Annotated in this window: 19 protein-coding genes; 4 read left to right on the top strand and 15 right to left on the bottom strand. The window is 34.3% G+C overall.

Annotated features, from left to right (window positions below):
• Position 1 precedes the first annotated feature (1 nt).
• From ACEPXD_RS05250 to ACEPXD_RS05225, 6 genes are all read right to left on the bottom strand, one after another.
• Positions 2 to 931 (bottom strand): ATP-binding cassette domain-containing protein, encoded by a 930-nt coding sequence (locus ACEPXD_RS05250; protein ID WP_391120619.1) that lies wholly within the window; start codon positions 929 to 931, stop codon positions 2 to 4.
• Entirely contained in the window at positions 931 to 3,339 is a 2,409-nt protein-coding gene (locus tag ACEPXD_RS05245; RefSeq protein WP_391120616.1) for a hypothetical protein, read from the bottom strand. Before ACEPXD_RS05245 ends, ACEPXD_RS05250 begins: the two co-directional genes overlap by 1 nt.
• Before the next feature lie 69 nt (positions 3,340 to 3,408).
• On the bottom strand, positions 3,409 to 4,284 hold the full coding sequence (locus ACEPXD_RS05240; protein ID WP_391120613.1) for a LysR family transcriptional regulator: 876 nt from the start codon (positions 4,282 to 4,284) through the stop codon (positions 3,409 to 3,411).
• Positions 4,285 to 5,540: 1,256 nt separating this feature from the next.
• Positions 5,541 to 5,981: a cyclic-di-AMP-binding protein CbpB gene (cbpB, locus tag ACEPXD_RS05235; protein ID WP_391120610.1), complete on the bottom strand. Its 441-nt coding sequence runs from the start codon at positions 5,979 to 5,981 to the stop codon at positions 5,541 to 5,543.
• Positions 5,982 to 6,096: 115 nt separating this feature from the next.
• On the bottom strand, positions 6,097 to 6,864 hold the full coding sequence (gene fadH / locus ACEPXD_RS05230) for a 2,4-dienoyl-CoA reductase (protein ID WP_391120607.1): 768 nt from the start codon (positions 6,862 to 6,864) through the stop codon (positions 6,097 to 6,099).
• 91 nt (positions 6,865 to 6,955) lie between these two features.
• A complete protein-coding gene (locus ACEPXD_RS05225) occupies positions 6,956 to 9,019 on the bottom strand; it encodes an EAL domain-containing protein (protein WP_391120604.1) in 2,064 nt (687 codons plus the stop codon).
• A 207-nt stretch (positions 9,020 to 9,226) separates the two neighbouring features.
• On the opposite strand from ACEPXD_RS05225, the gene ACEPXD_RS05220 reads away from it, so the two are divergent.
• Entirely contained in the window at positions 9,227 to 9,685 is a 459-nt protein-coding gene (locus ACEPXD_RS05220; RefSeq protein WP_391120601.1) for a YkyB family protein, read from the top strand.
• 652 nt (positions 9,686 to 10,337) lie between these two features.
• Here ACEPXD_RS05220 and ACEPXD_RS05215 read toward each other — a convergent pair.
• The 7 genes from ACEPXD_RS05215 to ACEPXD_RS05185 all read right to left on the bottom strand — a co-directional run bounded on the left by ACEPXD_RS05215 (position 10,338) and on the right by ACEPXD_RS05185 (position 16,128).
• Positions 10,338 to 11,243 (bottom strand): chemotaxis protein, encoded by a 906-nt coding sequence (locus tag ACEPXD_RS05215; RefSeq protein ID WP_391120598.1) that lies wholly within the window; start codon positions 11,241 to 11,243, stop codon positions 10,338 to 10,340.
• A gap of 56 nt (positions 11,244 to 11,299) precedes the next feature.
• The gene (locus ACEPXD_RS05210) at positions 11,300 to 12,181 is read right to left on the bottom strand and encodes an NAD(P)-dependent oxidoreductase (protein ID WP_391120595.1); all 882 of its coding nucleotides are present in this window, start codon (positions 12,179 to 12,181) and stop codon (positions 11,300 to 11,302) included.
• Between the two features lie 141 nt (positions 12,182 to 12,322).
• Positions 12,323 to 13,558, bottom strand: coding sequence for a hypothetical protein (locus tag ACEPXD_RS05205; protein WP_391120592.1), 1,236 nt, complete (start codon positions 13,556 to 13,558; stop codon positions 12,323 to 12,325).
• Positions 13,558 to 14,712, bottom strand: a complete 1,155-nt coding sequence (locus tag ACEPXD_RS05200) for a DUF58 domain-containing protein (RefSeq protein WP_391120589.1) — start codon at positions 14,710 to 14,712, stop codon at positions 13,558 to 13,560. The genes ACEPXD_RS05205 and ACEPXD_RS05200 overlap by 1 nt, the downstream gene beginning before the upstream one ends.
• Complete coding sequence (locus ACEPXD_RS05195; RefSeq protein WP_391120586.1) at positions 14,709 to 15,647, bottom strand: AAA family ATPase; 939 nt, start codon at positions 15,645 to 15,647, stop codon at positions 14,709 to 14,711. Before ACEPXD_RS05195 ends, ACEPXD_RS05200 begins: the two co-directional genes overlap by 4 nt.
• 21 nt (positions 15,648 to 15,668) lie before the next feature.
• Positions 15,669 to 15,845 carry an aspartyl-phosphate phosphatase Spo0E family protein gene (locus ACEPXD_RS05190; RefSeq protein WP_391120584.1) on the bottom strand — a complete coding sequence of 59 codons (177 nt, stop codon included), beginning with the start codon at positions 15,843 to 15,845 and terminating at the stop codon, positions 15,669 to 15,671.
• A 94-nt stretch (positions 15,846 to 15,939) separates the two neighbouring features.
• The gene (locus ACEPXD_RS05185) at positions 15,940 to 16,128 is read right to left on the bottom strand and encodes a hypothetical protein (RefSeq protein WP_391120582.1); all 189 of its coding nucleotides are present in this window, start codon (positions 16,126 to 16,128) and stop codon (positions 15,940 to 15,942) included.
• Positions 16,129 to 16,254: 126 nt separating this feature from the next.
• On the opposite strand from ACEPXD_RS05185, the gene ACEPXD_RS05180 reads away from it, so the two are divergent.
• From ACEPXD_RS05180 to ACEPXD_RS05170, 3 genes are all read left to right on the top strand, one after another.
• Positions 16,255 to 16,443 (top strand): YkvS family protein, encoded by a 189-nt coding sequence (locus tag ACEPXD_RS05180; protein ID WP_391120580.1) that lies wholly within the window; start codon positions 16,255 to 16,257, stop codon positions 16,441 to 16,443.
• A 65-nt stretch (positions 16,444 to 16,508) separates the two neighbouring features.
• Positions 16,509 to 17,117: a CPBP family intramembrane glutamic endopeptidase gene (locus ACEPXD_RS05175; protein WP_391120578.1), complete on the top strand. Its 609-nt coding sequence runs from the start codon at positions 16,509 to 16,511 to the stop codon at positions 17,115 to 17,117.
• A 298-nt stretch (positions 17,118 to 17,415) separates the two neighbouring features.
• Positions 17,416 to 18,021: a hypothetical protein gene (locus tag ACEPXD_RS05170; RefSeq protein ID WP_391120576.1), complete on the top strand. Its 606-nt coding sequence runs from the start codon at positions 17,416 to 17,418 to the stop codon at positions 18,019 to 18,021.
• Between the two features lie 666 nt (positions 18,022 to 18,687).
• Here the strand turns inward: ACEPXD_RS05170 and ACEPXD_RS05165 are convergent.
• Positions 18,688 to 19,134: a MarR family winged helix-turn-helix transcriptional regulator gene (locus ACEPXD_RS05165; protein WP_391120574.1), complete on the bottom strand. Its 447-nt coding sequence runs from the start codon at positions 19,132 to 19,134 to the stop codon at positions 18,688 to 18,690.
• A 56-nt stretch (positions 19,135 to 19,190) separates the two neighbouring features.
• Positions 19,191 to 20,288 (bottom strand): ATP-binding protein, encoded by a 1,098-nt coding sequence (locus ACEPXD_RS05160; RefSeq protein ID WP_391120572.1) that lies wholly within the window; start codon positions 20,286 to 20,288, stop codon positions 19,191 to 19,193.
• Positions 20,289 to 20,418 lie beyond the last annotated feature (130 nt).

Here is a 20,418-nt window from a genome sequence, read left to right as displayed (position 1 = left end):
TTTATTTCGCCCCTTTCGTAATTTCCATAAAGACATCTTCAAGGTTGGTTTCTGCTTCTGAGAAAGAAATAACCCTTAAGTTATGCTCCAAAGCTTTCTTCAATAAGTTAATTTGATCTTCTTCTGTTCCCCGATAATTAAAAATAATACTATTTTTCTCTAGCTGTATTTCTACTTTGGAAGCAAAAGGATCTTCTTCAAAAAATTTAACTGCATTTTCTAATAATCCTTTTATTTTTACGGTAATTTTTCTTTCTCCTGCAAGTTGGGCTTGGATTTCCTCAACCGAACCATGTGCAATTAGTCTCCCGCCGTCGATAACACCAATCTCATCGCACATTTCGGCAAGCTCTGGCAATATATGTGAAGAGATTAAAATTGTTTTCCCCATATCTTTTAATTGCCTTAAAATATCCCTCATTTCCACTCGTGCGCGAGGGTCAAGTCCAGAAGCAGGTTCATCCAGTATTAACACTTTAGGATCATGTATAAGTGCACGTGCCAAACATAAACGTTGTTTCATACCACGTGATAACAGATCAACGTATTCATAGCGCTTATGTGTTAAGTTAACAAGCTCTAATAATTGAGGTATTAACTTCTCTCTTTCAGATTCTGCTATTCCGTAACTTGCACCATAAAAATCTAAATACTCATTTGCTTTTAATTGGTCATAAACACCAAAAAAGTCTGGCATATAACCTATTTGCTTGCGAACTTCATGCGCTTCCGTTTTCACACTTTTTCCATTAACAAAAGCATCTCCTGCAGTTGGCTGCAAAAGCGTTGCAAGTATAGAAAATGTCGTAGACTTGCCTGCTCCATTTGCCCCAACAAACCCGAATACTGTTCCTTCATTTAAAGTGAGGTTCAAATCATTTAAAGCATAAAAGGAACCGTATTTTTTCGTTAATCCTTGAATCTCAATCATTATTGAACCTCTCCTTTTAAACGTATTTCTGGAAGTCTCGTAAATGAATCTCCTTGAACAGATTTTTTATGCAATTTGTAATATATTTCTCCTGCATCGTTAAGATAGTTTTGAATATTTTCAGTTACTGTATATCTACTTTCGTCAATTTCTTCAAAAGCTTGAGTTGCAGTATTCCAAATTTCAATAGTTTGCGAATTACGATCTGTATTTGCTATTTGCAATTGCGTCCATGTTATTTTATCAGTAGGAATTGTATCGGCAATTTTCCAGTATACATTATATTCTCCATTTTCCAAATCCCACTCTAAATTACTATTTTCAACTGGTTGCATATACTTTCCAGAAGTATCTGTATTCACATTTACAGTAAACGTATTTGCAGGAAGTACAAAATCCCCTGCCAAAATAGTTTCTGCTTTAAATGGTTGAATAATTAAATGAAGTGCAGACATTTCTACTTTCTTGTTTTTCAATTCAATTGGAATAATATTGTCTTCTGAAAATGCAGTTACTGCTGGGCTAGTTCCTAGTTGATTAAACATTTGACTAGAAGCGTATAAGGACTGTTTTCTTTGATCAAATAAATCAACTACATTTGGTAATGGCATGCCGTATTTTCGATTAATATACGGGTTCGAAGTAGGTGTTACCATGACTGATCCAAGTTCTTTATTCACTTCTATTTTTTCTCCAGGTTGAAGATCACCTAGTTTAATCAGTTTACTTCCCGACCATATAGATGCATCTTTTAGTGTGAAAGGAAAATCATTTTGAACTGTTCCAATTATTTTACTTGCTTCTACACGAAGATCGACTGCAAATTTCCCAACATTTTGAAGATGTGCATCTCCTAGAAAAGAAGATACGGACCAGTAACCTACGTCTCTAAAAGTCAACTCACTATTTGTCGCATGTTTTTCTAAAATGACTTTTTCATGTAAGTTAGGAGACTGGCCAGTGAACGAATTCGTATTTCTTTGGGCGACCATTGTTGTAGAGGAAGGAGCTTCAAAAGAAAACTCTCCACTTTTGTTGCTTAAAAGAGATTCCACATAATATCCATTTATACTTTTATCTTCATTGACATATAGAAAGGAAGATTGCTGAACTTGTGGACGTGCAATACGATCCTTAGCTCCATATCCAAAGATTGCAGCTGAGGCAACAATAGCTGTTAATGGAATTATGCCCCAGGCAAATCCTCTTTTGTCTATTCTTTTCAATATAATATATAATAGCGGCCCAACTAAGATCATATACACTAAAACAATAACGATCATTAATGGTGTTGATACTTTAAACGAACTGAATAAGGAATTTGTACTTCCTAATTCATATATTAATTGGTTTTTAGTGTTGTAATTGGAGCCATACATATTTGAAGTATTTTGTATTTTAATAGACTGCAAAATAGTAGCCATTAAGTCGCTATATACTGGGTCTTTTGCTAAAGGCTCATCCCCAAGCGAAAATGTTGTTTGGATGATCGTACCACTACCTAATTTTCTTTTTGCAGCTAATATTGTTCCATCAAGATCAAGTAGTTGTGTAGCCCCTTCATTCAGCGAAGCCTTAGTGACTTTTAAATCATCTGACAATAAGTTATTCGCGGTAAATTCACGAACTTTTTCTGCTGCTAACGTTTGAGTGTTTGTTTTTAGTGTTAACGGTAAATATTCTCCAAGCTTTCCTAGTTCTGCTGTTGTATTATCAGAAGCTCCAATTACAATAATTCCCCCGCTACTGACATAATCAATAAGTGCCTGTTGTTGCTTCTCTGCTAAATCAGTCAGAACAAATTCATCGATAATGATGTAATCAGCCATCTGCCATGCTGTTGCTTCCGTTGGTAATGTAAAATTACTCATTTGAGCAACATGAATCACTTCACCACTTATTTGGTTTTGTTGTTTAATTTGACTAAGTACTTTTAATCGATCTGCACTATTTGTTAATGTAAAATAAATAATAGTAGCTGGGTCTACAAAGGTTGCTCTTAAATTCTTTGTGCCTTTATAATCGATTGACTTTCCTTTTTTCCAACCACCTTCGTAAAAATGAATTAACTGAGCATTAGATCCTTGATACATATAATCTTCTGTCAATCCTGATGCAGCTATTTGAATTGTCTTTGTCTCTCCTGCTCCAATCTCAAAAGGGATTGCTTGTGCATTGCCAAGATTATTTGAATCTAAAATATCAAGTACGATATCTCCCGAAAAAGCATCTCCTTTATTTTCCACGGTAATGGTGATTGGCAGACCCTCTCCGTATTTAGCCTTTCCATTAAAGCCAGCCGTTGTTTTTACTTGTAAGTTAGGAGCGGCCAAAACATCAATTGTTGGTAGTAATGTAAAATATATAAATAGTGCTATAATAACCAACGCAAACTTTCGAATAAGCATACATTGTCCCCCTTAGTCTTTATATGTATTAGTACGTTAATTTCAATTGAAAGTTCCTTTCTCTAATGGTTATTGAAACTTTTTTGCGTGTTTATTAACAATTTTAACAAACGCATCTACTTGAGGAAGTTCAAATGCTGCATCGTAACCAATCAACCAAGTATCTCTCGTTAACTCAAATTGCTCTTCTTGATTTGTTAAAGGTATTTTATGTACATCTTCATGACCATTCAGTGTAATGGATGGAAGAATTGCATATCCAATACCATTTAACGCCATTTGTTTGCATGTTTCGATTTGGTCTACAATTATTTGTCTTTTGGGATTTGTAGAAAAGTGCTTTTGCCACCATTGTTGAATTTCTTGATAATAGTTCGAATCACTTTTGAATTGAATAAATGGTTTTTCTGTCGTTAACACATCTTCGACAGAAGTCATCTCTTTATCAACTAAGTAAAGCGTATCCCGAAACAGATGTGTTTTCGTTCCTTTCCAATCCGTTTGTCCACGTACAATTCCAATATGCGCTTCTCCATCATAAAGAGATTTTACAATTTCAGAACTCCATCCGGTAAGGAGAGAAATTTTCGCTTCCGGATATGTTTGTACAAAATCCTTTAATACTTTCGGTAGCCAATTTTGTCCAACTATTGAGGCACAGGCAATTTTTAGTGTTCCATGCACTTTGGATGTTAACGATTGAATACTTTCCAATACCTCTTCTTTTTGCAAAATCAAGTTATTTGCAAACTCGATAACAAGCTCCCCGGCTGGCGTAGGCGTTAACCCTTTTTGTGAACGCAAAAAAAGTTTCGCGTTCCAATCTTTTTCAATCGTTTGTAAGCGTAATGAAAGAGCTGGCTGAGATAAAAAAAGTCGCTCCGCCGCTTTTCTCATATTTTGTTCTTCCGCCAATATTTTAATTATTAAGAAATCCGAAGTCATATTTATGCTCCCATCTTTTTAGGTATTTCATATACAAAAGTCATTTAATATTTGTTGACTGACCTGTTGATTAGCCAAAAATGACCAGTAAATTACCGCTTAACTTTATACATGCAGCATCTATATAAACTAGCATCGCTCTTAGGAACGCAGTGTTTATATAGTGCACACTAGTTGGTTTTCGCTTTGATTTCCGCTTCAGGCCGGACGCTTTCCGCCGGCATGGCTTCAGCCGCTTCCCTCGCTTGCGCTCAGTCCAGGGTCTTCAGCTCATGCTCCTGCCGCTTCGCTTTCGTCGCAAAATATATTTGCTATTCCGGCAGGAGTCGCCGCCTTACGCTACAATCAACGTGAGTTGCCGGCTATTTAGTGAGTGCTGTCATGTAAATTATGAGCAATTAGGATTCGTTACCACAGGATAGGTGCTTTCGCTTATAAGATGCATGCTTATTTTTCGCTAATTGCAAGATTGAAGCCGCAAATCGCAAAGTAAAGTATGCTAATGGCAAGATCATACACCTAACTCGCAAGATAGCTTCCGTTATGCAGAAATATATGGATATTGTACATTAATAGGTGTCATCCCATGCCAAATTAAACCTATAAATAAAGACGTTTGTCTTATAACAAAGCTTTTACTTGACATGAGATTATTAGTATTGGTACAAGCAATCAATATATTGCGCAAATGTCCAAGAATGTTGCGAGTACCACGTCCTATATTGTGCATATGCCTCTTAATGTTGCGAAAAAAGCATCCAATGTTGCTCATAATTTATCGGACAATTGTATTTGGTGTTATTGAATAGTTAGCAAGGTCCTATGGGATTGTAGCGAAAGGGCGGCGACTCCAGCCGGATGAGTGAGACAGATGAGCAATCGCAGGCGAACGCGTAGCGTCGGCGATGGCTCATCGCTCACCCGGCGGAAAGCGTCCTCCCTGTAGCGAAAATCCTAGCGGTCACATAATAGAGCCTCTTTAGTGCGCACTATATAAAAAATCCGTTCTATATTATGCGTAATAAAAAAAACACTGTGTGCCCGAAATTGTACCTTCGTCCAAACCGAAACGAAAACAAACAAATTCTAACGAAGATTTTAATGCTTTCCTTACAAGTATTTTATGTAAGAAAGTGGTTAATCAAAAGACGTGATCTGTTACTGTCGTTTTGTTGCTTTACTATTCAAAAAAATCCTCTTTTCAAAAAAAAGAAAGCCTTTGGTGCTAGGCCTTCTTCTATTCCCCATATTCCTTATTATTCGTGTTGATATAAATATTTTTTCATTTGTTTTAAAATAACTCTTCTTGTTAAAATTCCTATAAAAGTTCGTTCATCATCTACAACACACACATAAGGGTTATTTACTAATAAATCTAGCCCTTTTTGAAATTTTTCATTAACATGAATTACTGGTAGATCTGTTTTCATTATGTCATCTACTTTTAATAAAGGTAGTCTTTCATATTCAATATGCTCTAATCCTAAAATTTCATCTGTTATTTGTTGGGTACTTATTAATCCTTGAAGTCGGTATTTCACATCCAAAACAGGAATAGAAGAGTAACCTGTTTTTGTTAATACTAACAACGCGTGCTCCGCGTTATTACCTAATTGGACATGAGCTACTTTCTCCGCAGAGATGATGTAATCCTCAATAGGAATTTGTAAAAAGTCTTTGTTGCTTACAGAAATCATTCGCATTCTACTCCTTTGTTTGTTCTCATTATATGAAAACATAACCTATATAACTATGATAGCATATGCGAGGAATAAAAAACTATGGAATCGCTTACAAACTATTGATAATTTTTTAGAATGGAAATTGGTTCAACCACTGACCACCATCTAACGTTACAATTTCACCGTTCATATAGGAAGCCTTCTCGGACAACATAAACGTTGCAAGTTCAGCGATTTCTTCCGGTTTACCAAGGCGTCCAAGAGGAACAGATTTAATTGTTCTTTTCGCAGCCTCTTCTGATTCCCAAAGCCTATCTGCTCCACCAGTTCGCTCAATTGGACCTGGTGCAATACCATTCACTCGTATTCCATATTTAGAACCCCATTCTACTGCAAGAGTTCGTGTAAGAGACATCACTCCAGCTTTTGCAGCTGCAGAATGAGCAATACCTGCTCCTGCTCCCCACGCATAAGTTGCAAGCATATTTAATATAGAACCTTTGCCCCCTTTTTCAATCCAATAGTTTCCGACAGCATTTGAACAGTAAAATGTTCCATTTAATACAATATCAATAACTGTTTTCCAACCATTCGGAGAAAGTTTTTCCGTTTTCACAATAAAATTTCCCGCTGCATTATTTACTAAACCATCAATTTGACCATAGGTTTTATCTGTAAACTCAATCATTGCTGCGACATGTTCTGGATTACGCACATCCATTTGAAAAACAGAAATAGAATTACCGTTAACTTCAATTTCTTTCTTAGTATGTTCTAGTTTTTCTAAATCTCGCCCAGTTATGACAACATTTGCTCCTTCAGCTACAAATTTCATTGCCATATACTTTCCCATTCCATTTGATCCGCCAGTAACAATGATTGTCTTTCCCTTTAACATCCATCTACACCCCTTTTATAAGTTGAATGAATATTCACTCATTATTTTATCATAACAATAAAATAAAAACCGTAAATCTCTAAAAAGAAATTTACAGTTTTGTAATCTGCATATATGCCTCATTAATATCAGCAATCGGTATAGGTCTACTAAAAAAATAGCCTTGCGCTTTTTGACAATTCGCTGCTTTTAATATTTCTACTTGCATACCCTTTTCTACACCTTCTGCTATAACCTCCATTCCTAAACTATGAGCAAGACGAATAATTGTTGTTGCAATTGCTGCATTTTTTTCATCTGATTCAATATTCTTAATAAAGGATTGATCAATTTTAATAATATCAATAGGGTATTTCTTCAAGTAACTTAAAGATGAATAGCCTGTACCAAAGTCATCAATAGAAATGATTACTCCAATGTCCTTCAATTCTTTTAGCATCGCAAACGTATCATGCATATCTGTCATTGCACTTTCAGTAATTTCAATTTCTAAAGAACAAGGACTTATTTGGTATTTATTAATTTTTTCTAGTATTTTTATAGCAAAGTTTTCTTGCTTGAATTGTTTTGGTGAAATATTTACGGCAATTCTAACAGGACGATGACCTTTTTCTTGCCAATTCTTTAATTGCCTACAAACTTCTTCTAATACCCAATCACCTATTTGCATAATCATACCTGATTCCTCAGCTAACGGAATAAATTGCATAGGTGTCACATAGCCAAACTTTCGATTATTCCAACGAATCAAAGCCTCAAAAGAATTAACCTCGTCTGTTACTAAATTTACTTGCGGTTGAAAATGAATAGAAAGTTCTTCTTTTTCAATTGCTCTCCTTAAATGAGATTCCATTAATGCTTCGTTTGGAAAAGACAAAATCATTTGCTGTTGATAGTAACGATAATGTGCTCTACCTCTGTCTTTCGCTACATATAAAGCCTGGTCTGCTTTAATGAGCAGCTCGTCCATCTTTTTGCCATCATAAGGGTACATAGAAATTCCGATAGATGCAGTAACAAAATATTCTTGATAATCTAAGAAAATTGGCTTCGACAGTTCTTTTAAAATATTTTCTGCAAATAAACTCGTCTCTTCTCTCGATTTCCCTTTCAATATATAAACGAATTCATCTCCACTTTGCCTGTATAGATTACATGATTTATCTAAAAAAAGAATAAGTCGATTTGCAATTTTCTTCAACAACTCATCACCATAATTATAGCCTAGCGATTCATTAATAAGTTTGAATCGATCTAAGTCAATTCGCAAAATGGCCATTTCATTTGTTGATCCATCTGCTGCCTTGATTAAATTTTCTCGTAAATGCTCTTTTAAAGCTCGTCGATTCCATAAACCGGTTAATTGGTCGTGATAAGCTAAATAATATAATTTGTCCTTTTCTTCTGTATTGATCGTTGTATCTCGTATAACTAAATGAAATTCATTTACATGGTCTTGGGTTTTGACTGGAATTGCTTTCATGTATAAATGCAAATAATGACCATTAGCATGTTGAATGAGACAATTTTGCATTTCAGTAGCGAAGCCACTTAAAGTTTGCTTCATCATAATTTTAAAATTTCTCAATGAGTTCTCTTCTATAAATTGCTCAATTGGATGATTTAAGAGTTTTTCCAAATCGTAACCTAAAGTTTTTAATGTAACCGTATTTGAATAACAAATAACCCCATTTTCATCAATTAATAAAAAGGCATCTGTGTTATTATCAACTAGTGAATAGTATTTCTCTTTTATCTTTGTTAATGTAATATTTTCCTGTTCACTTTCCGTTTTATTGATCATCGTAATTCCAAACACCTTGCTCGTGTCATCTTGTAAGTAAACAATTGAAATATCAAATAGATATAAATTACCTTGAAAAGTAAGCGGAAAATTATGAAACACCTTTTGCTTTTCATCTAAGAAAGCATTTATTAATAAACGAAACTCGTCCCAGACTTCCTGTGAAAAAAACTGTTGTGGATTTTGAAAAGTATTGGTAAAAAAACTTGCTGCTGCATTATTAGCGTATTTAATGGAAAACTCACTTTTTTTATTTTTTTCAATTAAAAAAGTAAATGTTAGCGGGTTTTCGTGAATTACATCAACTAAATGATTATTAATAGCAAGTTTTATTTCTTCTGAATTGTTCATGTAGCCCTCCAATACGTATCACAACTTAACAAATAGGATACAAATTTCAAATATTACTTCACTCTTTTTTATCGACATTATTCTTATTATCTTTAGTTTAGCGATTTTTGATATAGTTATAATAGTTTAGTTCTTTGATTTTTGTATACAATTTAACAGAAAATTGGTATGATTATGTAAATAACAAATTTATTAGGTGGGGATTTCATGATAAGAACAATAGATGAGGGACGTATTGCTACTGCTATTTATACCGTTAATCGTCATGCAAAAACAGCAATTGATAACAAACAACTTTACGAATTAAAGAAATTAGCTCTATTCAAAATGTTAGCTGAAAACAAAGCAAAAAAAATAGGCCTTCATTTTGTCCGTAATCCTAAGCTTAGTCAACAGCAATCCTCTGTATTAATCCAATGTGCAGACTATTTTTTTCATATAATTCCAGTAAAAGAAGATTTCAAAAATTTGCCCCATCTTGGCCATTTAGATGACACCTATAGAAATCCCATCCGTAAAATGAATTTACGAATGGCAAAGGAATTACTTTCTGATTATATAGGACCTCAACCGATTATTCGGAGATCCCCAAAACAATCTCCTGTCTACTCTAAAAACTATGCGAGAACTTACACTAAAACAAGCAAGTCATATTTAGATAGATGAGTGAAGGAATAGCCCTTCCTTTAGTTTGTTCTAAGGCAGCACTTAGAATAGTATTGGTTTGTATGAATAAGAAAAGTGCTAGCGCCCTTTAAGTGCATCTTTTCTTTACTATTTCCCGAGTGCGTTGGACGAAACATCCACTACACTTTTTTCGGTAATCTTGTGGCAGATGTTTGTCCGTCGCCCCCTTGAAATAGGAAGAGACAAGGTAAATAAGGTTTGGAAAATGAGAGAATAAATCCTTGCCTATTCTTTTAATAGCGGACGAAGATGCAATTTCGTCCGCTCAGCGCTTTTTTATTAATGGATACTATCTATTTTTTCAGGTTCCACTTGCCCTATTGATAACCAATGGAAAGTACTAGTTCATTATTTCTACGATGCATATTGTCCTTCTTAATTGCACTGTTGATTGGAGCGGAAGGCGGCGACTCATAGGGGATTAGAAAGCAAATCAAGACCCTGGACGGAGCGCAGCGAAATTAATTTTTGCGACGAGCTTTCGCAGGAGTTAGGGAAGCGGCTTAATGCTTACCCCCAGGAAATCGCCCGCCTTCAGCAAAAATCAACCTGTTCAATGCATGAAAATTTATATATATTCTTATTCTTTTTAAAAAACTAGCGTGAAATGAAATAATTTCACGCTAGTTTTTTATAAAATAAATTTATCTATTTTTAAAACTAATTCCGCAATTTCTGGTTTACTTATCTGATCTTCTGCACCGACTTGATCTCCCTTATGTCTAAGATCATCCGTTATTAAACTAGAAAAGATTAGAACAGGCAATTTGGATAAATTACTGCTTTCTTTAATCCTTCTTGTTAAAGCATGACCATCCATTTGAGGCATTTCAATATCTGTAACTACCATTTGCACATGTTCCGAAACATCTGGCGACACTTTCTCTAAGCTTTCTAGGTAATCTAGTGCATCTTTCCCGTTTTCAAAGAAATCTAAGTTAACATAACCCGCTTCGTTTAATGTATCATGCAATAGTTTTCGAAGTAGCGGTGAATCTTCCGCAATGACTATCTTCTTATTTGAACGCTCACGATTTCCCAGTTTTTTTACGGATTCCACATTAATACCTGATTCTGGATTAATATCTACAATAATCCGCTCGAAGTCTAGTAGTAGAATCATTTCCTCATCACGTTTAATAACACCAATTACATGTGAAGCACTTCCTTGATAAATATCAGAAGGCTTTTCAATTTGATCCCAGGAGATACGATGAATTTGTGTCACATTATCCACATGAAAAACGACTCTTTGCTTATTAAATTCTGCAACAATATATTTTTCCTGTTCATTTTTAACTACCTCTGGTAAACCTAAAACCCTTGCCATATTTACTACAGGAAGAACCTCTCCTCGGAGCTGAACGATCCCCTCCACATGCTGATGTGCATGTGGAATAAATGTAACAGGGATAGGCTGGATTATTTCTTTTACTTTAATTACATTTATACCGAATTTATTAGAACCTACTTGAAATTCTACAATTTCTAATTCATTTGTTCCACTTTCAAGTAAAATGCCTTTATGATCATTCAAACGAATCTCCCTTTCCTTCTACATTCTTTTATATCTATTGTATCATATAGTAGTAATTACTTCCTATACGATTCGTATGATTTTATTAATGACTGCGTCCCGTTATCTTCATATCCTTGCGCAACTAATTCATCGTACATCGATTTCGTAAGTTCTAATCCAGGAAGCTTCAAGTTCATCTTTTCTGCTTCTTCTAAAGCAATCTTCATATCTTTCACGAAGTGTTTAATGTAAAACCCAGGTTCAAAGTCGCCTCCTATCATACGTGGAGCTAAATTACTGAGTGACCAAGATCCTGCTGCTCCTGTTGAGATAGAACGTAACACTTGTTCTAAATCTAATCCTGCTTTTTTTCCGTATGCAAGTGCTTCGCAAACCCCGATCATCCCAGTCGCTATCGTAATTTGGTTACACATTTTTGTATGCTGACCTGCACCGGCTGGTCCTTGGTATAAAATTGTTTCACCAAAAAGGTTCAAAACGGGCAACACTTGATTAAATGTTTCCATTTCTCCACCACACATAATAGATAGTTTTCCTAATTGTGCTCCGATATCTCCACCGGAAACTGGTGCATCGAGAGAAAGCATCTCTTTTTCTTTTGCAGCTTGTTCAATTTTTTGGGCAAGTGTCGGTGTAGAAGTGGTCATATCAATTAGAACTAACCCTTTATTATTAGCTTTCAATATTCCTTGCTCTCCAAAATATATTTCCTCTACATCATGTGGATATCCAACCATTGTAAACACAATTTGCGCATTGCTCGCTGCTTCACTTGGAGTTTCTGCCCACGTAGCCCCCATTGAAATTAGTTCTTCTGCTTTTTCTCTTGTTCTTGTATAAACTACTACTTCATTTCCTGCTTTTAATAAATGCTTAACTAGACTTTTGCCCATAACTCCTGTACCGATAAAGCCTGTTTTTAATTTCTCTGACATGTTTATTCCCCCACAAGTATATTTTATATGTATAGTGTACCAAAAAAAGAGGATCACCCAAATACTTTTGGATGATCCTTAAAAAGGGGGAAATGAGAATGTTGCTGTGTTCTTTATTAATATGCCCGTTCTACCATATTTTTAAACATCTTTTTCAACAAAATAATATTTTCTTATTTCTTCTAAACTTTTTAGAAATAATTCCGCTTTATCGGAACTAATCAAATGGCTTCCGTATCTCACTTCTTCATATAATTGAAAAAACACACTTTCTACATGCCAGTTCATGCTTTTAAACCATTCTCTTACTGTTTCACTTTTATTTCTTTCAAACTCGAATGATTTAGCTTCCATTTCAAACTCTACATACTTTTCACGCAAAAGAGATGTTTCTACTTTGTATAAGGAATTTGATTGGCTCTTTTGTTTTTCTTCTTCATTTATTTCATCGTTCTCATACTCAATTTCCATTTGCTCTATTTTTAATTTATCTGGTTTATTTTTTAACAAATATCGTATAAAAAATATAATTACAATTGCAGCTAGTCCAAAAAGGATCCATTCGATTGGGAAATTTGAATTAGTTCCAGCAATAATTTCTTTTTTCTCTATTTCGGCTTGTTCTCCTACTGGTACTTGTGCGCTCTCTTCGAACTGTCTCATTTGTAATTTACTAACCAGATCTTCCAAATAGCTCATTAAAGGTCCAAAAGGGATAAGTACTACACGAAGTATACCTCCAAATAGAACATCAACCATTTTACGAATAATAGGTGCGAGGAAATAAATAAACGCAGATAAACTTGCCACAGTAGCAATACTAACTATATAAATACCTAATATGTTGGTTCTTTTCAAAGAATTGTGACTGGATGAGTTCATAGAAACTGAAAATAAACGTATTCCAACAAATAGCGCTATACCTGTTATAAACACTGTATAGAGAAGCAAACGATATGCTTCATAACTTAATAGAAAACAAGTAACATGTACGAATAGAAATGTAGCTAAAAATAATAGGGAAAAGCTACTATCTGTAGTCTGCTCGTTTTGAATCGTATTAAATCTTGCTTGAATTCGCCATATTGAAATCACGACACCTAATATAAATAACCAAAAAGGAGCTCCAAAAAGGAAAAGGAATAACAGAATAATCGTAGGGACAATAAATGGGATGACCATGTTAGGTCCTGTTTTTCTGAAACTGAAAAGGCATGCAATTGCAACGACTAATTGTAGTCCTATCCAAACAAAGGGTAAGGCTATAGTTGTTTCATTTGGAATAAAAACAAAAATCAAAACAATAAACCACATATCTTTTAAATAGTTTCCAAACGACTGTATTTGAATATTAATAGTGCGGGTCGAATTATGCATTATAATACTCCCCCTTTACTTAAATCTAGTGGATACCAAACGTTTGTACGTTGCTCCCAAGGGATTAGAGAAGGTAAAAACTGATTTAAGTCATGTGTCATAATATATACAGCAACAGGTAGCTCTTCATGGGAATCTATGAACGCAATAATCTTTTCAAATGGAATTAAAATATCACTCACAGACAATATGGAGAGAATCTCTAATGCTTGTATCCGATGTGTATCTCCGCTCCCTATTGGTAAATAAACAAAAGGAAATTTCCCATATGCTCGTATATTTATTGCAAAAGAATAAGGGATATCTTTTTTATAGCAAGCATCTATATGAGAAGCGAGCCACTCGATTTTTTCTTCAAAATCTGCAACTACACTATGCTTATCCTTAAGATTTACAACAAATAAGACGGAAACATCCGCTACTTTTGTAAATACTTTCGTTTGCAACTCTTGTGTTTTAGCACTAGCTTTCCAGTGAATATGATGAAATTGATCTCCTACCTCATACTGTCTTGTTCCTACTGGAAAAAAAGGATCATCAAATAAAGAAGAATTTAATTCTAAATTGCCTTGCTTAAATTTAGATGGTATGAGCTCCTCATTAACGGGATAGATTTGCGGAAAGACGATCGCATCCATTAATATAAATGGCTTATACTCAAGCAAAACGGAACCATCCGTTAAAGGATGTGGAATTTGTATTTCAATTTGTTTGATCCTTGCTAGCCCTCTGTGAACACCTTTTATAGGAATTTTCAATATTACTTTCTTTTTATACCCAATAGAGAAATGGACTCTTACTTCGTGAAAACCTGCAATTGTTGCATTCGCAATCCCATTTGGTTCTATAGAAGTTTGAAAAGATATTAATAGGGTTCCATTCCAAATAGGCATCCCTTTATTTTGGAAGGTTAGTACAATATGAGATGTTGTATCTTTCATTAAACGGACTCTCTTTTTTCCATTCAGCAGCTCTAATTTTTCACCTACTTTTCGATAATAGTAGACTTGAACAAGCGCAATCATTAGTAAAAAAGAAAAAAGAGATAAAAAGGCATATTGCTTAAAAATAAAACTAAAGAAACATATTATAATCAATATATTTACATATATGCTCGTATTCTTCATACCTAAATCTTGACGATTCCAATTCATCGAATAGCGGCCTCTACAGGAACTTCAATTTCGCTAACTAGTTCTCTCATAACGTCTGCTAGATTATGAATGAGCATTCCTTGATAGGAAAGTTTTATTCGGTGAAGACACACAGGTTCAATAATTTTTTTCACATCATCTGGTGTAACGTACATTCTACCGTTTATAAATGCATGCGCCTTAGCAGCTTGCAGTAGCGCTAGCGATGCCCGACTACTTAACCCTAATTCAATATATGGGTGGTTTCTAGTACTATGTATGATTTGAATGATATATGTCATGATGTCATCATGCACTACTACATCCTTTACTTTCTCAGACCAATTTCCAATTTGTTCTAATGTCACTATTTTTTTTGATTTTACCTCTCCCGGAGTACGTCCAAATTGTTGTAATATAACTCTTTCTTCTTCAACGGAAGGATAATCAATCGTTAATTTAAATAAAAATCGATCTAATTGTGCAGCAGGAAGTGGGAATGTTCCTTGTTGAGACTCGACTGGATTTTGCGTAGCAATTACCATAAAAGGAGTTAGTAACTTAATGGTTTCCCCATCAATTGTTACTTGTTTTTCTTCCATTGCTTCTAATAAGCTCGACTGTGTTCTTGGTGTGGCACGGTTTATCTCGTCCGCAAGTAATATATTACTCATTACCGGTCCTACTCTAAGGATAAAATCTTGTTTTTTTGGATGAAAAAAACTAATACCAGTTACATCGGATGGTAAAACGTCCGGCGTAAATTGTAACCGCTTAAACTCTCCTTGAATTGCTTCTGCAAATGACTTAGCCATCATTGTTTTTCCTGAGCCTGGTACACTTTCTAAAAGCACATGACCTTGTACAATTAGTCCGATTAGCATTAGTTCAATTTCTTTTTCCCTTCCAATCACCGCTTTGTTCAATTCTTCTTGAAGTAAGGAAATACTATTCATATATAATTCTCCCCCTATAAGCTAATCTACTTTTGCTACATTCAATACACTATTCTCTAAATATTGGAACTCATTTAAAAGCTGATCTAACTCTTCACTTAAACGAATAGTTTCTAGATTGGATACACCCTTTTCAGTAGCAGACTGTATCATTTTCTCTCTCGTATATTCTACTCGCTTCAAAATAGATTCAAACATATAGAATCACCCCTTTAACAATATATACATTCTTCACAGTATACCTTTTGTTTGAAGTTTTAAAACCGAGAACTTCTCGACAATTAATGACAGATTAACTTCTTGGAACTTTTAAATATGTAAATACAACTTGAGCACCTTGCATGGCATTACCAGAAAAATGCTTAAAATCCTCTCTTTTGATCAGGACTTCTCGAAAAGCAAGAAAATCTTCTTTCGAAATTTCTAAAGTTTGGATATCCCCATTTTTAAGGAGATTCAGCATCTCTTCAAATTTATTCATTTGTATCATTCCTTTCTTTTTCCGAATGATGTATAATTTTTAAACTTTTGACTAAAATACTTTACGTATACCTCTTTTTAGGGCAAACTGTAATTTAATAAGTTCTAAAAAGGGGAGGGACAGTCTGTGAAAGTTGCAGAAGTTGGTAATATTATAGAGTTTAGAGACGGTCTTCAAGGTATTGTTGAGAAAGTTAACGAGAACTCTGTTATAGTTAACTTAACATTTATGGAGAACTTTGATGAACTCGAAATAGAAGAAAAGACCGTTGTAAACCATAAACGTTATAAAATATTATATAGTAATGAAGATTAAACGTCTTACCGTTCCTCTTTCAAAGAAGAACGGTATTTTAAATAACTGTTAGGATGTGCTTTTTTATGAATCGTCAAATACCATTAATAAGATTATTACTTTCTTTGATTATTGCTTATTCACTCACATGGATATCATTTTCAAATGAGAAAGAATTTTGGTATTTCTACACTTTTACGATCCTTTTTCTCATGTCAATTGCTTATTTTTACACTAAAATAAAAGATGAGGTCAAAACAATACGTTATATTTTGTTGGGTATAAGCTTTGGAATGCTTTTATATGCAATTATAGCATTCGGTTACAAAATAATCCATATATTGCCTATACTTTCAACAACAAGTATTGATCACTTTATCACGAAGTTTGCTCCCTCTACTATTTCGGAGTATTTACTCTTATTAATTCTTATTGCACCTGGAGAAGAATTATTTTGGAGAGGCTATATCCAACAGCAATTAAAGCGCTGGTTTAAACCTTCTTATTCGGTTGTTATTAGTGCGGCATTGTTTAGCCTATCCTTAGTTTTTAGTGGTTTTTGGTTAGGGGTACTTGGCTCTTTCGTGGTGGGAATTATTTTAGGCTATTTGTACGAATGGAAAAAAAGTATGCAACTTATCATATTGGCACATATCACCATGTTAGTACTACTATTTTTAGTTTTCCCACTTTAATGAAACATTTATCCACATTTCACGTCTATTAAGAAAAGCGCAAGCGCCTATGTCTGCATTAATTGGACGAAGTATATTCATTTCCGTATTAGGACTCTTGATATTGGAGCAGAAGGCGGCGGATTGAAGCTTGCCCCCAGGAAAGTATCAGCCTGCAAAGGAAATCAATCTGTTCCTGGCATGAAATTTAAGTAAAAAAGAATATACTTTCTTATCCATTTTAGAAAAGTGCAAGCGCTAGACAAACACTATTTAGAAAAGTTATACTTTTATATCAATAAAAAGGAGCTGAATGATTTTGAAAAAAATAAACTCATTACTTTCCATTCTATTACTTACTATGTTACTCGCTGCTTGTGGTACGACAGATGGAATTGAAAAAGCCGATCAACCTGATACTGAAACGAAGAGTGCTGAACAAACAGAAGCTGCAGGAAGTACTACTAAACTCGAACAAGAACTTGAAGGGACAATTACAAAAAGTGAAAGCCAAAACTATTCCATTACAGTGATAGATGGTTTTGAATTAACTGGAGAAGAGCCAAGCAAAGATATACTTTTTAATATCAAAAACGACTCACAATCTATGAGAATAGAAACATTCGACGCTAGTGAGGTCGATTTAAATGATATTACTAATAATTTAGAAGAAACACTCAAAGCTTCCAATGAAAATGAAAAATTAGTAGAAATTACAGATGAAAATCAACTTCCTACTAATGATTCCATTAAAGAAACAAAAGGTTTTCAAATTGATACACCTGAAGGCAAGGTTTCGGGTTATACATTTGAAAGAGATGGATTAATCGTAAAGCTAACTATTTTTGATACAGAAGATAATCCTGCATTCGAAAAGTTTGTTGAAATGGCTGAAACGATTAAGAAAAGCGCAAACGGCCTTTAAGAGCATCTTGTCTTCACTATTTCCAGAGCGCTTTGGACGAAACATTGGCTACACTATTAACGTTAGAATTATGGATTGTGAAGTGACTAGGTCACTTCACGATCCATTTTTTTTTGGTAATCTTTTGGCGGGTGTTTGTCCGTCGCCCTCTTGGTATAATACATAATGCATTTGGTTTGGATAATGAGAGATAAAATGCTTTCCTATTTTTTAAAAGCGGACGAAGATACAATTTCGTCCGCTCAGCACTTCTTTATTAATGAATGCTACCTATTTTTCTCAAGTTCCTCCTAATCTAATCATCTACCCAGTGAATTATATGCACTTTGGACATTGGGTATAAAAGGAAAACCAAGTAAAGATTAAGACTTCGCGATTTGAAAGGTTTTACGCATCAGCGTCTGAGTCTACCCTATGCATCTCTGTCTAAACACTCATTATAAGCACCAGTTCATTATGTCGACAAAGCATATTTTCTTTCTTAGCTGCACTGTTGATTGGAGCAGAAGGCGGCGACTCCAGCGGGAAAAGCGTGTCCAGGTAGAGACCCCACAGCGAAGCGAGGAGGCTCACGGACCGCCCGCAGAAATCAACCTGTTCAGTCACAATTTAGAAAAAAGAATCAAAAAAAGCTTATAACACATGTGCGTTAGAAGCTTGCTTTTATTAACTAGAAAGATTTTTAATGGATAACCCGAGTTTCTTCACTAGTTCAATTACTATTTGCTTGTCTTCATTGGTCAATTCCCTCATTAGCTCTATCAATTGCGCTTCATGTCTTGGGAAAAGTTCATCCATAAAAGCGTTACCTGCTGGAGTGATTTCTGCAAAAGTGACACGCCGATCGGTGTCGCTTGAAACTCTACTAATATAACCTCTACCCTCTAACTTGTCTACAACATAAGTAATAGAGCCACTCGCCAATAAGATTTTATTGCCAATTTGTTGCAGCGGTTGTTTTCCTTTATGATATAAAAGTTCTAAAACTGCAAATTCTGTAGGATTTAGTCCGTTTTCTTGAAAAAAATAATTTGTACTCTCATGAATTACTTTATGAGCACGTGATAATACAACAAATAACTTTAACGCACTGTTCGATTGATCATTTGACATTATGGTCATCCTCACCTATATATAATACATTAACCACTATTATAAAGGTCTAACATTCATATTGTCAAAATAGACTTATTTTCCACTTTACTCGGTAGTATTAATTTGAATATGGTTCCTTTTCCAACTGAACTATCCACAACGATTGTTCCACCATGCAATTCAATTACTTTATAAATATGTGGTAAACCAAGACCTGTCCCACCTTTTTTTGTGGAAAAGAAAGGATCGAATATCTTTTCTAAATTCTTTTCTTCTATTCCATGGCCTTGATCTTCTATTGAAATACATATGAACTTATTATCTCTATGTTCTATATCCTCCATAACATTTACACTAATATTTCCACCCATTGGCATTGATTCAATAGCATTTTTTATCGCATTTATAAAAACTTGTTTCAATAAGTTTCGATCACCTAAAATTTTGCGATTTTCATCTACCCTAAAATTAACCACTTGATTAATGTTGTTCATTATTGCCTGGGGAGTCATGAAATTTACAACTTCTTCAATCAAACCCTTCACTTCAAAATAATAAAATTTATTATTAGTGGGCTTTGAGACTTCTAAAAATTCCGTTAATATTTCTTCCATTCTTTTTATTTCATCATTAATAACCGTTAAGTATCTTTTACCATCTTCATTAGCTGTTTTGTAAAGCAACTGGGTAAAACCTTTTAAGGAAGTCATAGGATTTCGAATTTCATGCGCAATACTCGCTGCTAATTGCCCTAATGTGCTAAGGGATTCTGAATGATCTAATCGCCTTTTCATTCTCATCTTTTCAGATTCATCGTGTATTTCAATTAGGTATAGTTTAGTTTCTTTCTGTTTTGATACCCTGATTCGTATATACTTTAGTTCGCCTAAGCTATTTTGTAACTCACTAAATAGTTCGGCATTTCCATCTAGTAGTACAGCTTGTATAAAAGCTTTTTTATTCTCAAAACTTTCGTCTAAACTTTCTAGAAGTTGCAATACATTCATACTACATAGTTCATTTCGTTTAGTTTGAAAAATTTCTTCTATTTTTGAATTAACTTCTAAAATTTCCCCTCTTTCATTGATGAAAATTAGCCCAGATGAATAAAACTGAAAAATATGTTCAAACTTTTTCTTATACTTGTACTCAGCTAGCACAACAACACCCAACCTCTCCTTGCATTTGAAAAACCATTTCCATAAAAATACATAAAATAAATAGAGTTCACTAAATTAACAAATAAAAGAGAAAAAAGTCCGATAACTAATTAAAATGTTTATTAATTCTGATTATTCCATA

This window comes from Psychrobacillus sp. L3 (assembly GCF_042945595.1).
In the GTDB taxonomy this organism is placed as follows: Bacteria; Bacillota; Bacilli; order Bacillales_A; family Planococcaceae; genus Psychrobacillus.
The sequence above is the reverse complement of the archived record's forward strand: the minus strand, read 5'-3'. Positions and strand labels throughout refer to the sequence as shown.